We start from the raw sequence: 15,688 nt of genomic DNA, 5'->3' as shown, positions 1-15,688 counted from the left end.
GCATTCATGAACGGCTCCATACCTCATAGGTAGGGCCTCTCAGCACGGATGCAACAGGTACCAAAGCGCGCAACCCACGGCTGCTTGCTCCCTTGGTAATCCTGCCCCTAACGCAGTAGTGGTAGATCGGGGGGGCACCTTGGGTTGCGCCTCGCGTTCTGACCCGTAACGTCAGGGGTGGTTGCTAGACAGCAGGTGTCCTGTCTTCATAAGACTGCGCACTCCAGAGGAAGGTCATGGCCACACGAAAGATCATCCGACCCGCTACGTCCGGTAACACCGGAACGTCGGCTGTACCTGCCACGGCGTCCGCCGCAGCCCCCGCCCCGGTGGCCTCCGCCCCGGCGCCGACGCGCACCCTGGATCTCTCGGGGTTCGTCGAGCAGCTCAGGAAGCAGACCGACTCCGCCCGAGTCCAGAAGGCGACCTCGATGCTCCAGAGCGATCGCTTCCAGCTCTTTGACGAGGTGACCGACGAGCACGTCACCGGTGTGGTCAAGAGCCAGACGGACTACTCGCTCTTCTACGCGTGCAAGATCGACAAGCACGGGAACTTCATGTGCTGCACGCAGAACCTCAACCGGTGCGGAGGGCTCGGCGGCAACAAGCCCTGCAAGCACATGCTCGTGTTGATGATCGGCCTCGTGCAGGGCGGAAAGATCAACGCCAGCCAGCTCTCCGAGTGGACGAAGGCGGCCAAAGGCAAGAAGCCGGTGATCGACAAGGACGCCATGAGCGCCACCTTCGTCAAATACAAGGGCGCCGAGGCCGGCGAAATCGAGTGGCGCCCGACAGAGACCACCCCTGAAGACTATTACGCCCTGTAATCGACCCGCCCGATGAACAGCCTCGATGAGGTCGGACAGGAAGCGGACGCCCTCCGCACGGAACTCGAGCAACTCTACGTACGCGGCCTCGCATCGTCGTCCGCCGCGGACTGGAAGAAGCTCGCCTCGCTCGCCGAACAGTGGGAGCGCATTGGCGCCGGGCACATCGCGTCACGTTTGACGGATGCGCTGCGGGCCGCCAGTGCTGGCTCGAAAGACGCGCCGCGTGCGCTCCTTTCCGCGCATACCAGCCTGCACGTGTTCGAACGCGTGCTCAGCCTCGAGGCCGCAGCCGAGGCGTGGGCCGCATACGTCGCCGCACAGGAAGACAGTGAGGAGGCGGACGCAGCGCCTGCGGCGTCCCCTGTGCCCGCGGTGAAGCCGCCTGCCGCCGCGCCTCCCATCGAAGATCCCAAAGGCGCGCTCTCGCTCCTGGAGGAGCTGTCGCGCGCGGTGGAGGATCTGGTGCGCACGGGCATCCCCGTCGCCACCGAGGCCACGCGCGCCAAGATCGACGCCTCCTTCAAGGAAGCCTCGCGCCGGAAGTTCCTCCGGCTTGGTCCATCGCTGCGCTACGTCAACGACGATGTCGGACGCTACCTTGCCAGCGACCCGCAGTTCTCGATCCGGCGCTTCTCGTTCTTCCTCCACCGCTCGTGGCTCCTCGCTCGCGGGATGGTGAAGGCGATCCGCGACAAGAACGACGCGCTGTTCGCCTCACTGGCCGCTGCACCGGCGACTGCACCCCGGCCGGTCAAGTCCATCGACGTCGTCACGCTCGGCGTGCTCAAGCGCACCGTTGCCAGCGCCTACACGTTCGAGTTCAAGCTGCGCATCGTGGGCGCCGCGGAGCCGGAGCTCGTGGGACGGAGCCTCACCTACAGCCTCGTGTTCGCGCGCAAGGCCGAGGGGAAGGCGAAGGATCTTCCAGCCGAGGCCTATCTGCACCTGAGTCAGCCGCAGAAGTTCATGCCCAGGGTCTTCCGTCAGGACAAGGTCGTGAAGATCACCGACGCGGCGTTGATGCTCGACGAGCGCGGCGGCGGCCGGCTCGCACTCGGGCCCAAGAGCACCGTGAACGAGGGCAGTTCCTATAAGGACTGGCAACCCCTCTTCCTGTTCGACCCCGCCGCGGCGCTCGAGCATGTGAAGCGCCACTCGCCGGGGCCGCTCGATCTCGCGGTCGAGCTGCAAGAGGAGGTTGTCATCTCCGGCGCCACGATGAGCGAGCAGCCGATCAAGACCGGCGACGGCCGGCGGATCTTCGCGCTCGGCGGCGCGGGCGGGCTCTCCTTCGATGCGGTGATTCCAGATGGCCCGGACGGAGAGGAGCTGCTGCCACGCCTGCGCGCGGCGCTCAAACAGGCTGACAAGCCTCTCCTCTATGGCATCACCTATTACGAGTTCGGCCGCATGATGCTCCTGCCGCTGTCTTTGTTCTCCTCCGGCTCCGCAACCTCCGAGCCCGAGCCCGAGTCCGAGCCCAAGGCCCAGGCCTCGAAGAAGAAGAGCGCCAAGGGCGAGGCCAGGCCGAAGGTGAAGAAGGGCGACGGCCCGGAGCACCTCATGCTGAGTGACAAGACTTTCGATGTCTCCGCCCTCGTGGGCAATCTGTTCTGAGGATTGGTGAAGGATCATGGCGAAACCCGCGAAGAAATCTGAAGAGACCGCAGCCCCCCCTGTCTCCGAGATCCTCAAGGAGCCGGCGGAGATCAAATACGCCCAGGAGCTGGAGGCCCTGCGCCAGAACGAGAAGGACGAGGTTCCCACCGCGTGGAAGCTGTCTCCGCGCTCGGTGCTGGCCTACATCGTCGGGACGAAGAAGCCCCTCACCGCGACCATCAACGGTGCCGAAGTCGAAGTCCCCATCACACGCAAGTTCTTCGGTGACGACACCATCGTCGAGAGATCCATCGTGACGCTCGCGAGCGAGCGCGCACTGCTCCTCGTGGGAGATCCCGGCACGGGGAAGAGCTGGCTCTCCGAGCACCTCGCCGCGGCCATCAGTGGCTGCTCGACGCTGACGATCCAGGGCACGGCTGGCACCACCGAGGAGCAGATCAAATACTCGTGGAACATCGCGCGCATCATCGCCGAGGGCCCCAAGCCCGAGAACATGATCGCCTCGCCGTGCATGATCGCGATGCGCAAGGGCTCCATCTTCCGCTTCGAGGAGATCACCCGCTGCGTCGGTGACGTGCAGGACGCGCTCGTCTCCATCTGCTCGGACAAGGCCATCGCGGTGCCCGAGCTGCCCGGCGATGCGATGGTGTTTGCCAAGCCTGGTTTCAACATCATCGCCACCGCCAACGCGCGCGATCAGGGCGTCAACGAGCTGTCCGCCGCGCTCAAGCGCCGCTTCAACTACGTGCACATCCCGGTGGTCGCCGATCAAAAGACCGAGGTGGAGATCGTCCGCACCCGCTCCAAGGAGCTGATCGAGCGCTACAAGATCGCCGCTCGGGTGGAGGAGCCCGTGCTCAAGCTGCTCGCCACGGTGTTCCGCGAGATGCGCAGTGGCGTGACGGCCGAGGGCGTCAACATCCAGAAGCCCTCGACCACGCTGTCCACCGCCGAGGCCATCGGCGTGGCGCTCGATGCCGCCATCCACAGCCGCTATTTCGGCTCGGGCGTCGTGGGCGCCGACTCCATCGGCCGCAACCTCGTGGGCTCGATCGTCAAGGAGGACCTCGACGACGTGAAGGTGCTCAAGGAGTACCTGTCCCTGGTCGCCAAGAAGCGCGGGGAGGGCGACCCGCAGTGGAAGGCGTTCTACGAAGCGGCCACCGCTGCCATCAAATAGCCCATGCCTCCCGCCGCCCCCATCGCCCAGATTCTCGAGGAGCTCGACGCCGAGCGCATCGAAGCGCGCGCCCACGCCGTGCTGGCCGAGCCCCTCCACTGGTTCCCGGTCCGCCATCACTCGCCCGCGGTTGCGCGCCACGTCGCCCAGACCATCCGGACACGGCGCCCATCGATCGTCTTCATCGAGGCCCCCTCGGATGCCTCGGAGCTGGTGCCGCACATCGTCGACAAGAAGACCAAGCCGCCGATCGCGCTGTTCTCCTCGTACCGCGACGACGACAACACGCTCGGGCTCGCGGGCATCGAGAGCCCGGCGCCCGATGTGCCCTTCAAGGTGTCTGTCTATTATCCGCTGCTCCCGTACTCACCCGAGTACGTGGCGATGCGTGAGGCCGCCGCGATCGGGGCGCGCGTGGTGTTCATCGATCTGCCCTACCGTGCCCGGCTGAAGAGCGCGGCCGAGCGAGGACTCCAGGCAGCGCCAGAGGCCACCGGCTCAAAGCAGCCCGCTCCCGAAGAAGAGGAAGGGCCGCTTCACGATGAGGAGCATCACGAGGCCGACCACCCTGAGAGCCAGCCAGGCTGGGAACACCTCGCGGTGGAGAGCAGCTTCTACCAGAGGCTCGCGGAGGCGGCCGGGTACCGCTCGTTCGATGAGTTCTGGGATGCGCTTTTCGACGTGTCCTTGCGCCACGTGGACACGGAGAGCTTCCGGCGCGACCTGGCCTATTTCTGCGCCGCGGTACGCGCCACCACCAGCCGCGAGCGGATGGAGCTCGACGGCACGTTTGTGCGCGAAGCACACATGTGGAGCACCATCACGCGGACCCTCTCGGAGACAAAGACTCCACCCGAGAAGGCCATGGTGGTGTGCGGAGGGTTCCACATCTTCCTCGAGAAGAGCACGGAGCCTGTTCGGCCCCTGCCGTCCGGCACCGTCTACAACACCGTGGCGCCGTACTCGTACCTGCGGACGAGCTCCGACACCGGCTACGGGGCCGGAAACCGCGCGCCCCTCTATTACGAGCGTCTCTTCGAGTACTCCGAGGATGATCCGGCGAACGCGCCTGTCGCCGCCATGGTGGATCACGTGGTCAGCGTGCTGGTGCGCGGTAGGCGTGACGGAGAGCTCCTGTCCTCGGCGGATGCCATCTCGGTCTCGCAGCATGCGCGCATGCTCGCGAGCCTGCGCAACCGCTCCGCGCCGATCCTCGATGACGTGCGTGACGCGCTGATCTCCTGCTGTTGCAAGGGCTCGCCGCAGGAGGAGGGGAGGTACCTCCTGAGCGCGATGAAGGCGGTCGAGACCGGTACGGCCGTGGGCCGCGTCACTCCCGCGCTCGGCAAGCTCCCGCTCCTCTACGATTTCTACAAGGCGATCGACGAGCTCGACCTCGGCGAGTACATCGCCAGGGACAGGAAGGCCAAGGTCGTCCTCAAGCTGCAACAGGCGGGCGACGAGAAGCGCTCGATCTTCTTCCACCGGCTCGTGCAGATCGGCATTCCCTTCGCCAAACAGCTGGACGTCGACAAGGCGGGCACCCTGTTCACCGAGGAGTGGGAGGTCGCATGGGCACCCAAGGTCGAGGGTGCGCTCATCGAGGAGAGCATCCACGGTGACAGCGTGGAGTCCGCGGCGCTCGCCAAGCTCGACGAGGAACTGGCACAGGACGCGGGCTCGGCCGGTGCCGTCGCGGAGCGCCTGCTGCGCGCCGTGAACATGGATCTCCCCGGGATGGTGACACGACTGCAGGCGTCGGCCGGCGGGGCGATCGATGCGGACACACGCCTCGCATCGCTCGGGAAGGCATTGACGCATCTCGTGGTACTGGAGCGTCAGGCTGTACGGCGCCGCCTGAAGAAAGACATCCTCGACGAGCTCATTGAGAGGTGCTTCGGCCGCGCGTGCTTCGCCATGCCGAACGCCGCCAATGTCCCGCCCGAGGAGTTCGACGAAGTGGTGGCCGGGGTGAAGAGCCTCGCCGAGGTGCTCCTCAGCGAGAAGGGGGCGGACCTCGATCGCGACCTGTTCATCGAGAATGCGCGCACCACGCTCGCCGATTCGAAGAGCCAGCGCCTCCGAGGCGCGCTCTCAGGTGTCCTGACGGAGTGCCGCGCCCAATCGCCCGAGGCTCTCGCGGCCGACGTGGCGCGCTTCGCAAAGGCCTTGCCCGAAGAGATGGTCCAGTGCGGGGACTACCTGAGCGGCGTCATGGAGACCAGCAAGACGGCGTTGATGCTTGGCGCGGATGGCATCGTCCACGCCATCGACGATCTGCTGCGCGCGGCCACCTGGGACCAGTTTCTCCTGTTGCTCCCACGCACGCGCGGCGCCTTCGAGGCCGTGCACGCGCGCGCTCGCGTCTCGCTCGGGGATCGCGTCGCCGTGATGTATGGCCTCAAGGATGACGACGCCGCGGCGGTGACGAAGTTGGAGACGAGTGTCGGCGCAGCGGTGAAGCTCTCCGAGATCGACGCGCGGGTGGGGGAGATCATGAAAGCCTGGGACTTCGCATGAGCAAGTCGTCAAAGACTGGCACGCGGTCGCTGAAAGACTTGAGCGAGGAGGAGCGTGGGCTGATCAATCGCTGGAGGCTCGTGCTCGGCAAGAGCGCCGAGCAATGCGGCGTTCGCTTCTCCCCCGGCGCGGGCGAAGGGGACTGCGAGGGCGCGGAGGAGGCGCTCTCCTTTCTCTTCGACGATAAGGGCGCAGGCTCGGGCGGCTCGAACCTCACGGTTCCCCGGTGGATCGACTCGGTGAACGAGCTCTTTCCCCGGCAAGCCAAGGAGGTGCTGGAGCGAGAGCTCGTCCAGCGCAAAGGCATCCGCGAGATCCTGGATCAGCCCGATCTGCTGGAGCGGATCGAACCCAACGTGGAGCTGGTGAAGACGCTCCTGACGCACAAGGACCTGCTGACGCCGAAGACGCGGGTGCTGGCGCGCAAGGTCATCGACAAGGTCGTCAACGAGCTCAAGAAGAAGCTCGAGGTGCGGGTGGAGCAGGCCATCACGGGCGCCCTCCGCAAGGACAAGCACTCGCCGAGGCGGGTGTTCAAGAACCTGGACTTGCGGACGACGCTGCGGCGCAACTTGAAGAACTGGAACGGCGAGCGGCAGAAGCTGCTGATCGACCGGGTCTGGTTCCATGCGGCCGAGAAGAACAAGCGGCCCTGGCACATCATCGTGTGTGTGGATCAGTCTGGCTCGATGCTGGAGTCAGCGATCTTCTCGGCGGTGATGGCGTCGATCTTCGCGAAGCTGCCCGGGGTGAAGACTTCGCTGGTGCTCTTCGATACGCAGATCGTGGACCTCAGCGACAAGGTTGGTGAGCCGGTGGACGTGCTCCTGAGCGTGCAGCTGGGAGGCGGCACTGACATCACCCGGGCCGTGGAATACTGCTCGGGGCTGGTGCGCGAGCCTGCCCGCACCATCGTCGTGCTCATCACCGACTTCTACGAAGGCCGCTCCGAGGAGGACCTCGTGCGCGCGGTGCGGCGGCTGGTGGACGCGAACGTGCGCATGGTGGGGCTGGGGGCGCTCGGCTATGACGCACAGCCCCAATACAACCGGCACACCGCGGGCCGGCTGCGCAAGGAAGGGATGGACATCCTGGTGTGCACGCCGGAGAAGCTGGCGGAGGCGATGGGGAAGATCATCACCGGCTGAGAGCCATTCGCCGCGCTGTGGAACCCTGACGAGGATGTCGTGGTCCATCGAGCCGGTGCTCGAGCCTCGCTCGCGAGCCATGGGGGAGGCTCCCTGGCATGGAGAGTGCTTGGGCCTGCAACGATGACCCGGAACTCTGTCTGGGTAAAGGAGCAGCGATGGCATTCAGGTCGGCGGTGTCAGCAGTGCCTGTGGTTCTGTCCCTCGCAGCGAGCACGTCTTCGGTTGCCGAGCCCCGGCGAGCGATGGAATCCCCGCCCATCCGGTGTGCTCCCTGGCGGATCCTGGGGGCGACACCGTCCGACGCCTATGTTGAGCAGATGGCCTCCGCGGAGGGCACATTCTTTGTTTCCCTTCACCTCTCCTCCCAGGACGAGCTGTGGAGGAGTGACGGCACCGCGGCGGGCACATCCCGGGTCACGGTCTCGCCGGATCTCCGCCAACTCGCCGCGGCCGGCCGGAGGCTCTTCTTCACGGCCTCCACTCCAGAGACAGGGACCGAGTTGTGGAAGACGGACGGCACCCCCGAGGGTACGAGCCAGGTTGCGGACCTCACGCCGGGGGCCGCCAGCACGCCCTTCGGAGCGTTCGCGGCCCTGGGAGAGACGCTCTTCTTCACGGCGGGAGATACCCATGTGGGTTTCAGCTTGTGGAAGAGTGATGGGACCGCGGGCGGGACGTCTGTCATCAAGAGCTTCACTCCGGGCCTGGAGGCTCGGGGGCTGAACGCCGTGAATGGGCGGCTCGTCCTCTCTTTCGCCAGCGTGGACACGGATGGGGGGGAACTGTGGGCGAGTGACGGGACGCAGGACGGGACCGTGCTTCTCTCGGATGCTCGGCTCATTGGGGCTGTCGCGGAGACCCAGGGCCGCCTCTACCTCGGCGGGCCGGTGGTGAACGGTGCTCCCAGCAAGCTGTGGAAGACCGATGGAACACCCGAGGGGACGAGCGAACTCGAGAGGACTTTCTTCTTCGGCAACTCCATCGTCCGCTGCTGCAGCCTCGAGAACGTCGAGCACGTGGGGGCCGCGGGGAAGATCTTCCTCCGCCAGAGTTTCCAGAGTTGGCCCGGGGGCCCTCAGCCTTCGCCCGAGCGGACCTACAGCCTGCGCGAGTTCAACCCGGAGGATCAGCAACCCGAGGCAGAGATCAGCGGTGGGGTGAACGCGATCGCCTCCGTGAACGATCAATTCCTTGTCTCGGCGTCGGAGACGGCGTTCTTCTGGCGCCGGGCGAGTGACGGGATGGGGGGACAGGTGGAGCTCCCCTCGACCGTGCGCTCTCCGATTCGACTCTTTCCCTCCGGAGAGCACCTGTTCTTCGTTCCGGACGATGGTGTCATTGGGGATGAGGTGTGGGCCACGCATCTGGCGTGTATGACCGATCACACTCCTCCGCAGATCCAATGTCCGGAGCGGGTGGCTGTCGAGACGACGAACTCCGAGGGCGCCGCTGTGTCATACCCTCCGGCGACCGCCACGGATGATCAGAGCTCGGAGCTCGAGATCACCTATAGCGAGCCGTCTGGCAGCGTCTTCCCCATTGGCGTCACGACCGTTACGGCGCGCACGCAGGACGAGGCAGAGCAGGCCGCGTTCTGCACCTTCGAGGTGGAGGTGCGGAAGAAGGCCGGTTCCTGTGGGTGCACCACGCCGCTCGTGTCGGCGCTTCCTTGGGGGGCACTGCTGCTGCTCGTGCCCCTCGCGGCCCGCCGCCGCGGTGCATGACGGAGGCAGCCCGGTGGCGCTCGTCGTCGGTCAGCTCCAGCTTGGGCTGGTGGCGCGCGTGTCGAACAGCTCCAACTCGGGTCGGTGGAGCGCAACGACGTGGGTGTGTGGCGGGCGACCCAGCAGACGGGACAGTTGCGGCAGCATGGCGCTACTTGGGGAGGGAGCAGGGACGTGGCGAGCGTCCAGGCGTCAGCGTTGGGAGGGAGGCTGCCCCCGTAGGGCGCTCGGAGGTGAAGCACGGGCGCCACCCGGCGACTCCTCCTCTTCTCCGGAGCTGCCCTCTACCCTGATCACCTCCTCATACGAAGGGGTGACACATGCTGCTGTGGCGGATGCTCTGGAAGGCCGAAGCGCTGCTCCTGGTGTTGGTCCTTGGGTGCGCCAGCATCCCAAGGGCTCCTCGCGTGGAGGACACGGGCCAGGGAAAGGCCGTCGTCCACATCCCCCGCACAGCAGACCTCCAACCGGTGGAGCTGGAGGAAGAGGAGTTCCAGCAGGCCGTCAGGCGCCTTGCGCGCGAGGTACGGCAGGCAGGCACCCCACGCCAGACGGCGGAGACGGCGTTTCAGATGGACCCGCAGAGCGGCAATTACCTCTACCTCCAGCGGGAGAAGAAACTGGTGCCAGCAGGGCCCGGCGAGTCCTGGGACGGCACGTTGACGAAAGAGGAGCTTGCGCTGGCGGAGCGCTACCGGCTCTGGTGCCGGAGCGCCTACAACTTCTACGGCGACTGTCTCGGGGGCGCGCTGGTGGAAGGGCACTACCTGGATATGCAAGGCCGTTACGTCTGGGCGCTGGCCATGAGCAAGAGCCCCGTGCTGGACGAGATGAAGAAGGCGCTGGGGGAGATGGTGGAATTCCGCGCCCTCATGAGTGCGGCCTTGTGGACGTTGGGCTCCATGCTGTTGATCATGCTCCTCAATCCCGTGGCTCCGGCGCTGGTGGCGGTGTTGGGCGTCGGGATGCTCTTGTATGTGGGCTATGACACGCTCCGCAACCTCGTGACGGGCTGGGCGGAGTTGACGGAGGCGGCGAAGGCCGCAACCACCTTCGAGGAGATCCGCGAGGCGGGCGAGAGCTTCGGCAGGATTCTCGGGCGAGAGTCCGCGCGCGCATTGGCCATGCTGCTGGTCGCGGCCATAGGCTCAACGACGCAACTGTTCGCGGCGAAGGTGCCGACGCTGCCCGGCTCGGCGCAGGTGGCCATGCAGGCCGAGGGGCAAGCTGGAATTTCTCTGCCCGCGCTGGAGACGGTGCAGGAGATCGCGGTCACTGCCGAGGGCATCAGCATCACGCTGCCCGCAAACGCGGTGGCCATGGCGGCGCGGGGCAGTGGCAACAAGGCTCCCTGTGTCGAGACGCACCACATCGCCACCATCTGCAACGAGAAGTCCACCGCGCGCGGGGGCACGTGGTCGCCGCGATTCCGGGACATCTTCGCCAAAGCTGAGATGACGCTGGATGACCCGGCGAACAAGATGCCGCTGCCCGGGCATTACGGCCCCCACCCCGAGCAGTATCATCAGATGGTTTACAAGGAATTAGCCGAGGCAACGGAAAGCTGTAGCACCGTTGTCGATTGCCGTAAGGCGTTGACTGGAGCACTCCGAGCATTGGCCAGGGAGATCGCTACCCCGGGAACAGAACTGAACCAACTCGTCACCCGCCAGTAACCGCGCTAAGTGGAGCCCATGCCCAGGCGTTTCTTCGAGCTATCCGACGAGGTAGAACTCCCGCGCCGCTGGCATTTGGCGATGCCCCGGAACGCTCAAGGCCTCAAGGTGGACGATGGGCAGTTCAGGCATGGGTCCCCCGTCCTGCTCAAGGAGCGATTCAAAATCTCCGTCGAGATCGCGGGAACGCCGCTGGACTTCACAGAGGCGGGCATCATGATCCCGGTGGTTCATGTCCGGGTCGCGTCCCTGTTCACGGAGCTGGCCCCGGACGATGTGCAACTCATCCCAGTGGATGTGGAAGGCCAACCGGATCAGTACCTCATCCTCGTGGCCACACGACTGATCCGCTGTATCGACGAAAAGGCGTCCCGCATTCGACTCTGGACGCACGAGGACGGAGTACCTCATAAGGTCGGCCAGTATGCCTCCGTGCGAGACCTACGCATCGACAAGAATAAGGTAGGAGGCGCTCGGGTGTTCCGTCTTGAGGGGTGGCGGAGTTCGCTGATCGTCTCCGGGGAGATCAAGGATGCCCTGGAGCGCATGGGAGCCACGGGCACGCGGTTCGAGGAGGTCTAGAGCTGGGCTCGGAGGGCCATTGTCGAGGGTTCCCGCTACTCGGGCTATCGGTTTCCCGGATCCTGTCCTCGATGGGGACTTGCTCTCTCGGGCGTGGCGCACCGCGAGCGACGGGTGGGTTGTCCGGCTCACAGAGACGCCGCTGGATCTCGACAATCCCTCGCCGCGTACTGACTCATGAGGACGAGAAAAGGCCCCGCGTCCCCTGTACAGGAACGCGGGGCCTTGGCTCACGGCCTCAGGCTTACGACGGCTTGGCGTTGAGCGGCGACTGCGGCAGCTCGTCGACCGAGGGCAGCTCGCCGGTGAGTGCCTCGGCCAACCGGTTCACCTGCTCCAAGGGAATGCCCTTGAAGTCCAACACCGCCTTGCCCTTCTGGTTGCGCACCGTCACCTTGACGATGGTGCCTGTGCCCGTGGGGAAGCGTCGCGCCACCGCCTCGCCGTACTGCTCCGCCAGCACCTGGGCCTCCTGCGGCAGGGGCTTGCTGGAAGCCGGCTTGCGCTTGCGCTGCAACGCCCGGCGCATCTGCTCCACGCTGCAGGCCCCGAACGGCTGGGTGGACACCTGCCCCTTCTCGTCCGGCACCTCGATGGGCGTCTGGCCCGGGTCCTCGGCGTTCACCGCCACGTCCGTGGCCTCCTTGTAGCTGAGCAGCAGGCTCAGGCAGGTGACGCCGAAGCGTCGCGCCACCGGCTCGCTGAAGGCGCGCGCCACCGCCCCGTACGTCGTCAGCGTCGCCTGGGACAGGTCGGCCAGCTTCTGGCTGAAGTAGTCCCGGGCATCCTTGTAGCCGGCCTTCTCGGCCATACGCTTCTCCACGATGTGGTTGTAGAGCTGCCCCATGCGGTGGTAGCTGCTGTTTCCCTGCGCCATCAGCTGCAGCATCTCGCTGCCCAGCTGATCCAGCGTGGCGTCCTCCGGGATTGCGGGGCTTGCGACCGAGCCCTGGGCAGTGCCGCGGGTGACATCCTTGAACTTCAACAGATTGAACATGGGTGTTTCTCCCCCTGGGAACGCACCATGCGTCCCGGCCGCTTGAGGTTGCGGCTGAGCGGCCCTAGAGCACGCGGCGCGCCAACCACTGGGTGCTTGCGAGAACGGGCATTTACGCGAACAGGCCTTCGGGGACCGTCCGCGGACGCGGACGATTCGTCCGCGTTGGGAGACGGTGCGAAGAAAAGAACTGAAACTCCAGGAGCTTACGAGGGTGCAGCCACGAACGGCAGGCGCAGGCGGCCCTGTAAACCGTTGAATGGACGAGGGTGCGTTTCTCTGCTCGAGACAGCGACCGTCCGCGTTCGCGGACGGTGCCACCTGGACCGGTGCCCGGTTCGCCACTGCTGACACAGTCAGGAGTAGCCACTTGGCTCGGCACTGCTGACACAGTCAGGAGTAGCCACTCGGCTCGGTACTGCTGACACAGTCAGGAGTAGCCACTCGCCACTGCTGACACACGCAGATCGTTGACCCGCGTTTCCGGGAGAGTGCTTCCAGCCTTGGGGCCGGTGCTGCTGGGCGTGCCGCACCTCCTCTGGCTCAGCGCTCGTGGAGGTAGGCGTCCGAGGCACCGGGCTTGAGGCCCCGCACCAGGGAGGTGGCATCGCCCGACAGGGGCACCTCCGTCTCCAAGCGGGCCTCGCCATGCCCCTGGCTGAGCCGAGCACTCGAAGTGATGTTGAGCATCAGGGCGCCGACATTGTTGTTCTCATTGACCTCGGTGACCACGCCATCGTCGTCCGCGATCAGCACGATGTAGTAGGTCCCCACTGGGATGTAGGGAGAGAACGTGATGCCCGTGGGCTGCAGGGTGGTGACCCCCGAGTAACCCGGGGTGGACACGCTGCCGATGTAGGAGAGCAGCTGGTAGTTCGCATCGGCCAGATAGAGCCCCACACTCGAGGGGGAGTACGCGCTAGGGCACTGCCGATACAGCGTGAACGAGAGGTTCGTGGTGCCTCCAGGCTGAATGACGCTGGGGCTGAGCGCTCCACCCATGAAGAACTGGTCGGACTGATGCCAGTCTCCAATCGATGACGACGAGTAGGCGAGACTGCCGCCCGCCCCCGAGTAGTAGCCCAGGATGTACCAGTTCTGCGGCTGACAGCCGGTGACGATGTTCTCCAACAGGGCGACCGTGGCCGTGTCCATGTCCGCCTGAGACAGGGTGGCCGTGATGGTCCCCGAGGGCGCATAGAACGGCCCGAATTGTCCCGAGCCCGTCGACAGCCCGACGTACTTCAGGCCCAGGGGGTACACCTGATTGCTCCCGGACGGTGTGTCGGAGAGATAGAACCGGACCGTCGCGACACCCGCGCCAAGCGAGCCCGTCTGGTAGCCCGACAGGGTGAAGTTGATGCTGAAGCCCGTGAGCGGGTTGCTGATGTGGGAGGGCGCCGAGTAGCTGGTGATCCGGATCGTCGACGAGAAGACCTGGGCCGAGGCGGAGCTCGCCGTGAGGAGGAACAAGAGAGCGAAGCAAGTGGCTACGGATTTCAGTTTCGGGCTCACGGCAATCATTGAATGACCTTTCTCAAGGAAAAAACCTCCCCGCCCTTCCCCAGAGACTTGAGAGCCGACCAGGGAGAAAACGATGCAGAAAATCTCCGGGCGACCATCGTCGCGCTGATAGGTGACGATAAGCCCCGCAGCAGTGGGGCTCGTGGTGAGCGCTGGGGGGCTCCTAACCTGCTTCCATCATGGTATGAGCCGGGTACCCGCAGGACGCAGGCCGGTTCCCAGCGCACCGCGTCCTTAAGCAACGTCCCTGCACCAGCAGAAGTCCTACGAAGCGCTGCTGGCCGAAGTGTTCACCTCGTCTCTCATCCACAAGGGCGCGATTCTGCTATCTGGATCCGGGCGATCGATACCTCCTCCACGCCTGCTTTGGGAGCGAGCGTGCTGCCGTCCGGTGTCGAGGCAGAAACAGCGCCGCTTGGCAACCGATCGCACCGGACAAAGGCTTACGCGACAAGCGCTACCCACGTATCGGTCCCTGCCGCTGGAGGACAGAAATTCATGAACGCCCGCATCGATACCGGCGCGACCACCGGTCGTTTCGACCTGTATGGACCCGCGCACAAGGGCCTGCGCCACGCCAACGCCGAGATGCTCGGCCGGCTCGGCCGGGCGGACTTCTCCATTGACCAGGGCGCGCTACTCGCCGACCTGAGGCAGCATCTGGCGATGAATAATCTCCACCTCATCGACGAGGACAAGTACATCCATCCCGCCATCGAGGCTCGCGCGCCAGGCGCCAGTGCGACCCTCGCCCGCCAGCATGCCGAGCATCGCGCCAGCTTTGCGATGCTCGAGGAGGCGATCCGAGCAGTGGAACGCGCGCAGGACGGGCGCGCGGTCGCGGCGGGCCGCAGCCTGTATCTCGCCTTCAGCGGCTTCGTCGCGGAGGATCTGCAGCACATGCTTGAGGAGGAGGAGCAGACATGGCCGCTGCTCTGCACGCTGTTCACCGACGACGAGCTGATGGCGATCGAGCAATCGATCGCCTCCAGCCTCGATCCCGATGCCCTCATGTACTTCCTCGGCCACCTGGCACCCGCAATGAATCCCGCCGAGCGGGCTACGCTGCTCGGCGGAGTGAAGACTGCGGTGCCACCCGACGTCTATGCCGCCATCATGGAGAACGCCGTCAGGCCTGTGCTCAACCCGGCCGACATTCGCCAGCTCGCGCAGTTGGGGCTGCTGCCGTGAGCGCAGCGGGATGAGAAGACGTGCGGCCAACCAGGCGGCGAGCAGGCCTTGGAGCATCCACCCGTACCTGGCGAGAAGACAGGGAGCATCACACTGTTGGGCATGACACCTCACCAACCGCTGCGAATCCTCTTCCTGAGCACGGGCAATGCCGCTCGAACCATTCTCGCTGAGTACATCTTGCGCAGCGTGGGACATAGCCATTTCGAGCCATACAGCGCTGGCATGCTGCCTCGAGAGAAGGTGCATCCTCTGACCCTCAAGGTGCTGCGAGAGCGCTTCCATCTCGATCCCGCGGGAGCACGCAGCAAGTCCTGGGAGGAGTTCCGGGACTTGCCCCTCGATCTGATCATCACCATCTGCGACAAGGCGCGCGAGGCCTTGCCGTTGTGGCCAGGCCAGCCCGTCGTGGCTCATTGGGACGAGCCGAACCCGGTGGACTTCGAGGGAGACGAGGCCGAACACGAGCGCTTCTTCTGGAAGGTAGGACGCGAGCTGGCCTTCCGCTTGGATCTGCTGTGCGCGCTGCCTACCCATAAGCTGCTCCTCCTGCGACCGCAGCCTGAACTCCAGGCCGCCGCCTCTTGACCGCCAAGCCTCAAGGCCGGGTGGCCGAGAGCAAAGGAATCGCCGCCGAGCGCTCTCCAGACCTCCAGCTCGTGGGCTGCTTTGCAGGCCGTCCCGGGCTGGAGC

General features: G+C 65.5%; 13 protein-coding genes. 11 read left to right on the top strand and 2 right to left on the bottom strand.

Annotation, left to right across the window (positions count from 1 at the left end; genetic code table 11):
• The first annotated feature begins 236 nt into the window (after positions 1–236).
• The 9 genes from KY501_RS24405 to KY501_RS24365 all read left to right on the top strand — a co-directional run bounded on the left by KY501_RS24405 (position 237) and on the right by KY501_RS24365 (position 11,464).
• Positions 237–827, top strand: a complete 591-nt coding sequence (locus tag KY501_RS24405) for a hypothetical protein (protein ID WP_224365660.1) — start codon at positions 237–239, stop codon at positions 825–827.
• Positions 828–839: 12 nt separating this feature from the next.
• Positions 840–2,447 carry a hypothetical protein gene (locus tag KY501_RS24400; RefSeq protein ID WP_224365659.1) on the top strand — a complete coding sequence of 536 codons (1,608 nt, stop codon included), beginning with the start codon at positions 840–842 and terminating at the stop codon, positions 2,445–2,447.
• 16 nt (positions 2,448–2,463) lie between these two features.
• Positions 2,464–3,630: an ATP-binding protein gene (locus KY501_RS24395; protein ID WP_224365658.1), complete on the top strand. Its 1,167-nt coding sequence runs from the start codon at positions 2,464–2,466 to the stop codon at positions 3,628–3,630.
• A 3-nt stretch (positions 3,631–3,633) separates the two neighbouring features.
• On the top strand, positions 3,634–6,150 hold the full coding sequence (locus KY501_RS24390) for a DUF5682 family protein (RefSeq protein WP_224365657.1): 2,517 nt from the start codon (positions 3,634–3,636) through the stop codon (positions 6,148–6,150).
• Positions 6,147–7,298 carry a VWA domain-containing protein gene (locus KY501_RS24385; RefSeq protein ID WP_224365656.1) on the top strand — a complete coding sequence of 384 codons (1,152 nt, stop codon included), beginning with the start codon at positions 6,147–6,149 and terminating at the stop codon, positions 7,296–7,298. Before KY501_RS24390 ends, KY501_RS24385 begins: the two co-directional genes overlap by 4 nt.
• A gap of 320 nt (positions 7,299–7,618) precedes the next feature.
• A complete protein-coding gene (locus KY501_RS24380; protein WP_224365655.1) occupies positions 7,619–9,025 on the top strand; it encodes an HYR domain-containing protein in 1,407 nt (468 codons plus the stop codon).
• A gap of 320 nt (positions 9,026–9,345) precedes the next feature.
• The gene (locus tag KY501_RS24375) at positions 9,346–10,701 is read left to right on the top strand and encodes an AHH domain-containing protein (RefSeq protein WP_224365654.1); all 1,356 of its coding nucleotides are present in this window, start codon (positions 9,346–9,348) and stop codon (positions 10,699–10,701) included.
• An 18-nt stretch (positions 10,702–10,719) separates the two neighbouring features.
• A complete protein-coding gene (locus KY501_RS24370; protein ID WP_224365653.1) occupies positions 10,720–11,283 on the top strand; it encodes an imm11 family protein in 564 nt (187 codons plus the stop codon).
• Positions 11,234–11,464 (top strand): DUF5953 family protein, encoded by a 231-nt coding sequence (locus tag KY501_RS24365; RefSeq protein WP_224365652.1) that lies wholly within the window; start codon positions 11,234–11,236, stop codon positions 11,462–11,464. The genes KY501_RS24370 and KY501_RS24365 overlap by 50 nt, the downstream gene beginning before the upstream one ends.
• Positions 11,465–11,527: 63 nt before the next feature.
• Here KY501_RS24365 and KY501_RS24360 read toward each other — a convergent pair whose 3' ends face one another.
• Together KY501_RS24360 and KY501_RS24355 are read right to left on the bottom strand one after the other, a co-directional pair.
• Positions 11,528–12,280 (bottom strand): hypothetical protein, encoded by a 753-nt coding sequence (locus KY501_RS24360; RefSeq protein ID WP_224365651.1) that lies wholly within the window; start codon positions 12,278–12,280, stop codon positions 11,528–11,530.
• Between the two features lie 543 nt (positions 12,281–12,823).
• Positions 12,824–13,795, bottom strand: a complete 972-nt coding sequence (locus KY501_RS24355) for a hypothetical protein (protein WP_224365650.1) — start codon at positions 13,793–13,795, stop codon at positions 12,824–12,826.
• 507 nt (positions 13,796–14,302) lie between these two features.
• On the opposite strand from KY501_RS24355, the gene KY501_RS24350 reads away from it, so the two are divergent.
• Positions 14,303–14,995, top strand: a complete 693-nt coding sequence (locus KY501_RS24350) for a hemerythrin domain-containing protein (RefSeq protein ID WP_224365649.1) — start codon at positions 14,303–14,305, stop codon at positions 14,993–14,995.
• A 102-nt stretch (positions 14,996–15,097) separates the two neighbouring features.
• Complete coding sequence (locus KY501_RS24345) at positions 15,098–15,583, top strand: arsenate reductase ArsC (RefSeq protein ID WP_224365648.1); 486 nt, start codon at positions 15,098–15,100, stop codon at positions 15,581–15,583.
• Positions 15,584–15,688: the final 105 nt, after the last annotated feature.

Source organism: Hyalangium versicolor, assembly GCF_020103695.1.
Lineage (GTDB): Bacteria > Myxococcota > Myxococcia > Myxococcales > Myxococcaceae > Hyalangium > Hyalangium versicolor.
This window is presented reverse-complemented; position numbering and strand designations above follow the sequence as displayed.

What these genes read in the sequence shown, in the direction of transcription:
- KY501_RS24390 (WP_224365657.1), top strand. Translation starts at nt 3,634, where the DNA reads ATGCCTCCCGCCGCCCCCATCGCCCAGATTCTCGAGGAGCTCGACGCC.
- KY501_RS24385 (WP_224365656.1), top strand. Translation starts at nt 6,147, where the DNA reads ATGAGCAAGTCGTCAAAGACTGGCACGCGGTCGCTGAAAGACTTGAGC.
- KY501_RS24375 (WP_224365654.1), top strand. Translation starts at nt 9,346, where the DNA reads ATGCTGCTGTGGCGGATGCTCTGGAAGGCCGAAGCGCTGCTCCTGGTG.
- KY501_RS24395 (WP_224365658.1), top strand. Translation starts at nt 2,464, where the DNA reads ATGGCGAAACCCGCGAAGAAATCTGAAGAGACCGCAGCCCCCCCTGTC.
- KY501_RS24365 (WP_224365652.1), top strand. Translation starts at nt 11,234, where the DNA reads ATGCCCTGGAGCGCATGGGAGCCACGGGCACGCGGTTCGAGGAGGTCT.
- KY501_RS24345 (WP_224365648.1), top strand. Translation starts at nt 15,098, where the DNA reads ATGACACCTCACCAACCGCTGCGAATCCTCTTCCTGAGCACGGGCAAT.
- KY501_RS24400 (WP_224365659.1), top strand. Translation starts at nt 840, where the DNA reads ATGAACAGCCTCGATGAGGTCGGACAGGAAGCGGACGCCCTCCGCACG.
- KY501_RS24360 (WP_224365651.1), bottom strand. Translation starts at nt 12,280, where the DNA reads ATGTTCAATCTGTTGAAGTTCAAGGATGTCACCCGCGGCACTGCCCAG.
- KY501_RS24350 (WP_224365649.1), top strand. Translation starts at nt 14,303, where the DNA reads ATGAACGCCCGCATCGATACCGGCGCGACCACCGGTCGTTTCGACCTG.
- KY501_RS24380 (WP_224365655.1), top strand. Translation starts at nt 7,619, where the DNA reads ATGGCCTCCGCGGAGGGCACATTCTTTGTTTCCCTTCACCTCTCCTCC.
- KY501_RS24370 (WP_224365653.1), top strand. Translation starts at nt 10,720, where the DNA reads ATGCCCAGGCGTTTCTTCGAGCTATCCGACGAGGTAGAACTCCCGCGC.
- KY501_RS24405 (WP_224365660.1), top strand. Translation starts at nt 237, where the DNA reads ATGGCCACACGAAAGATCATCCGACCCGCTACGTCCGGTAACACCGGA.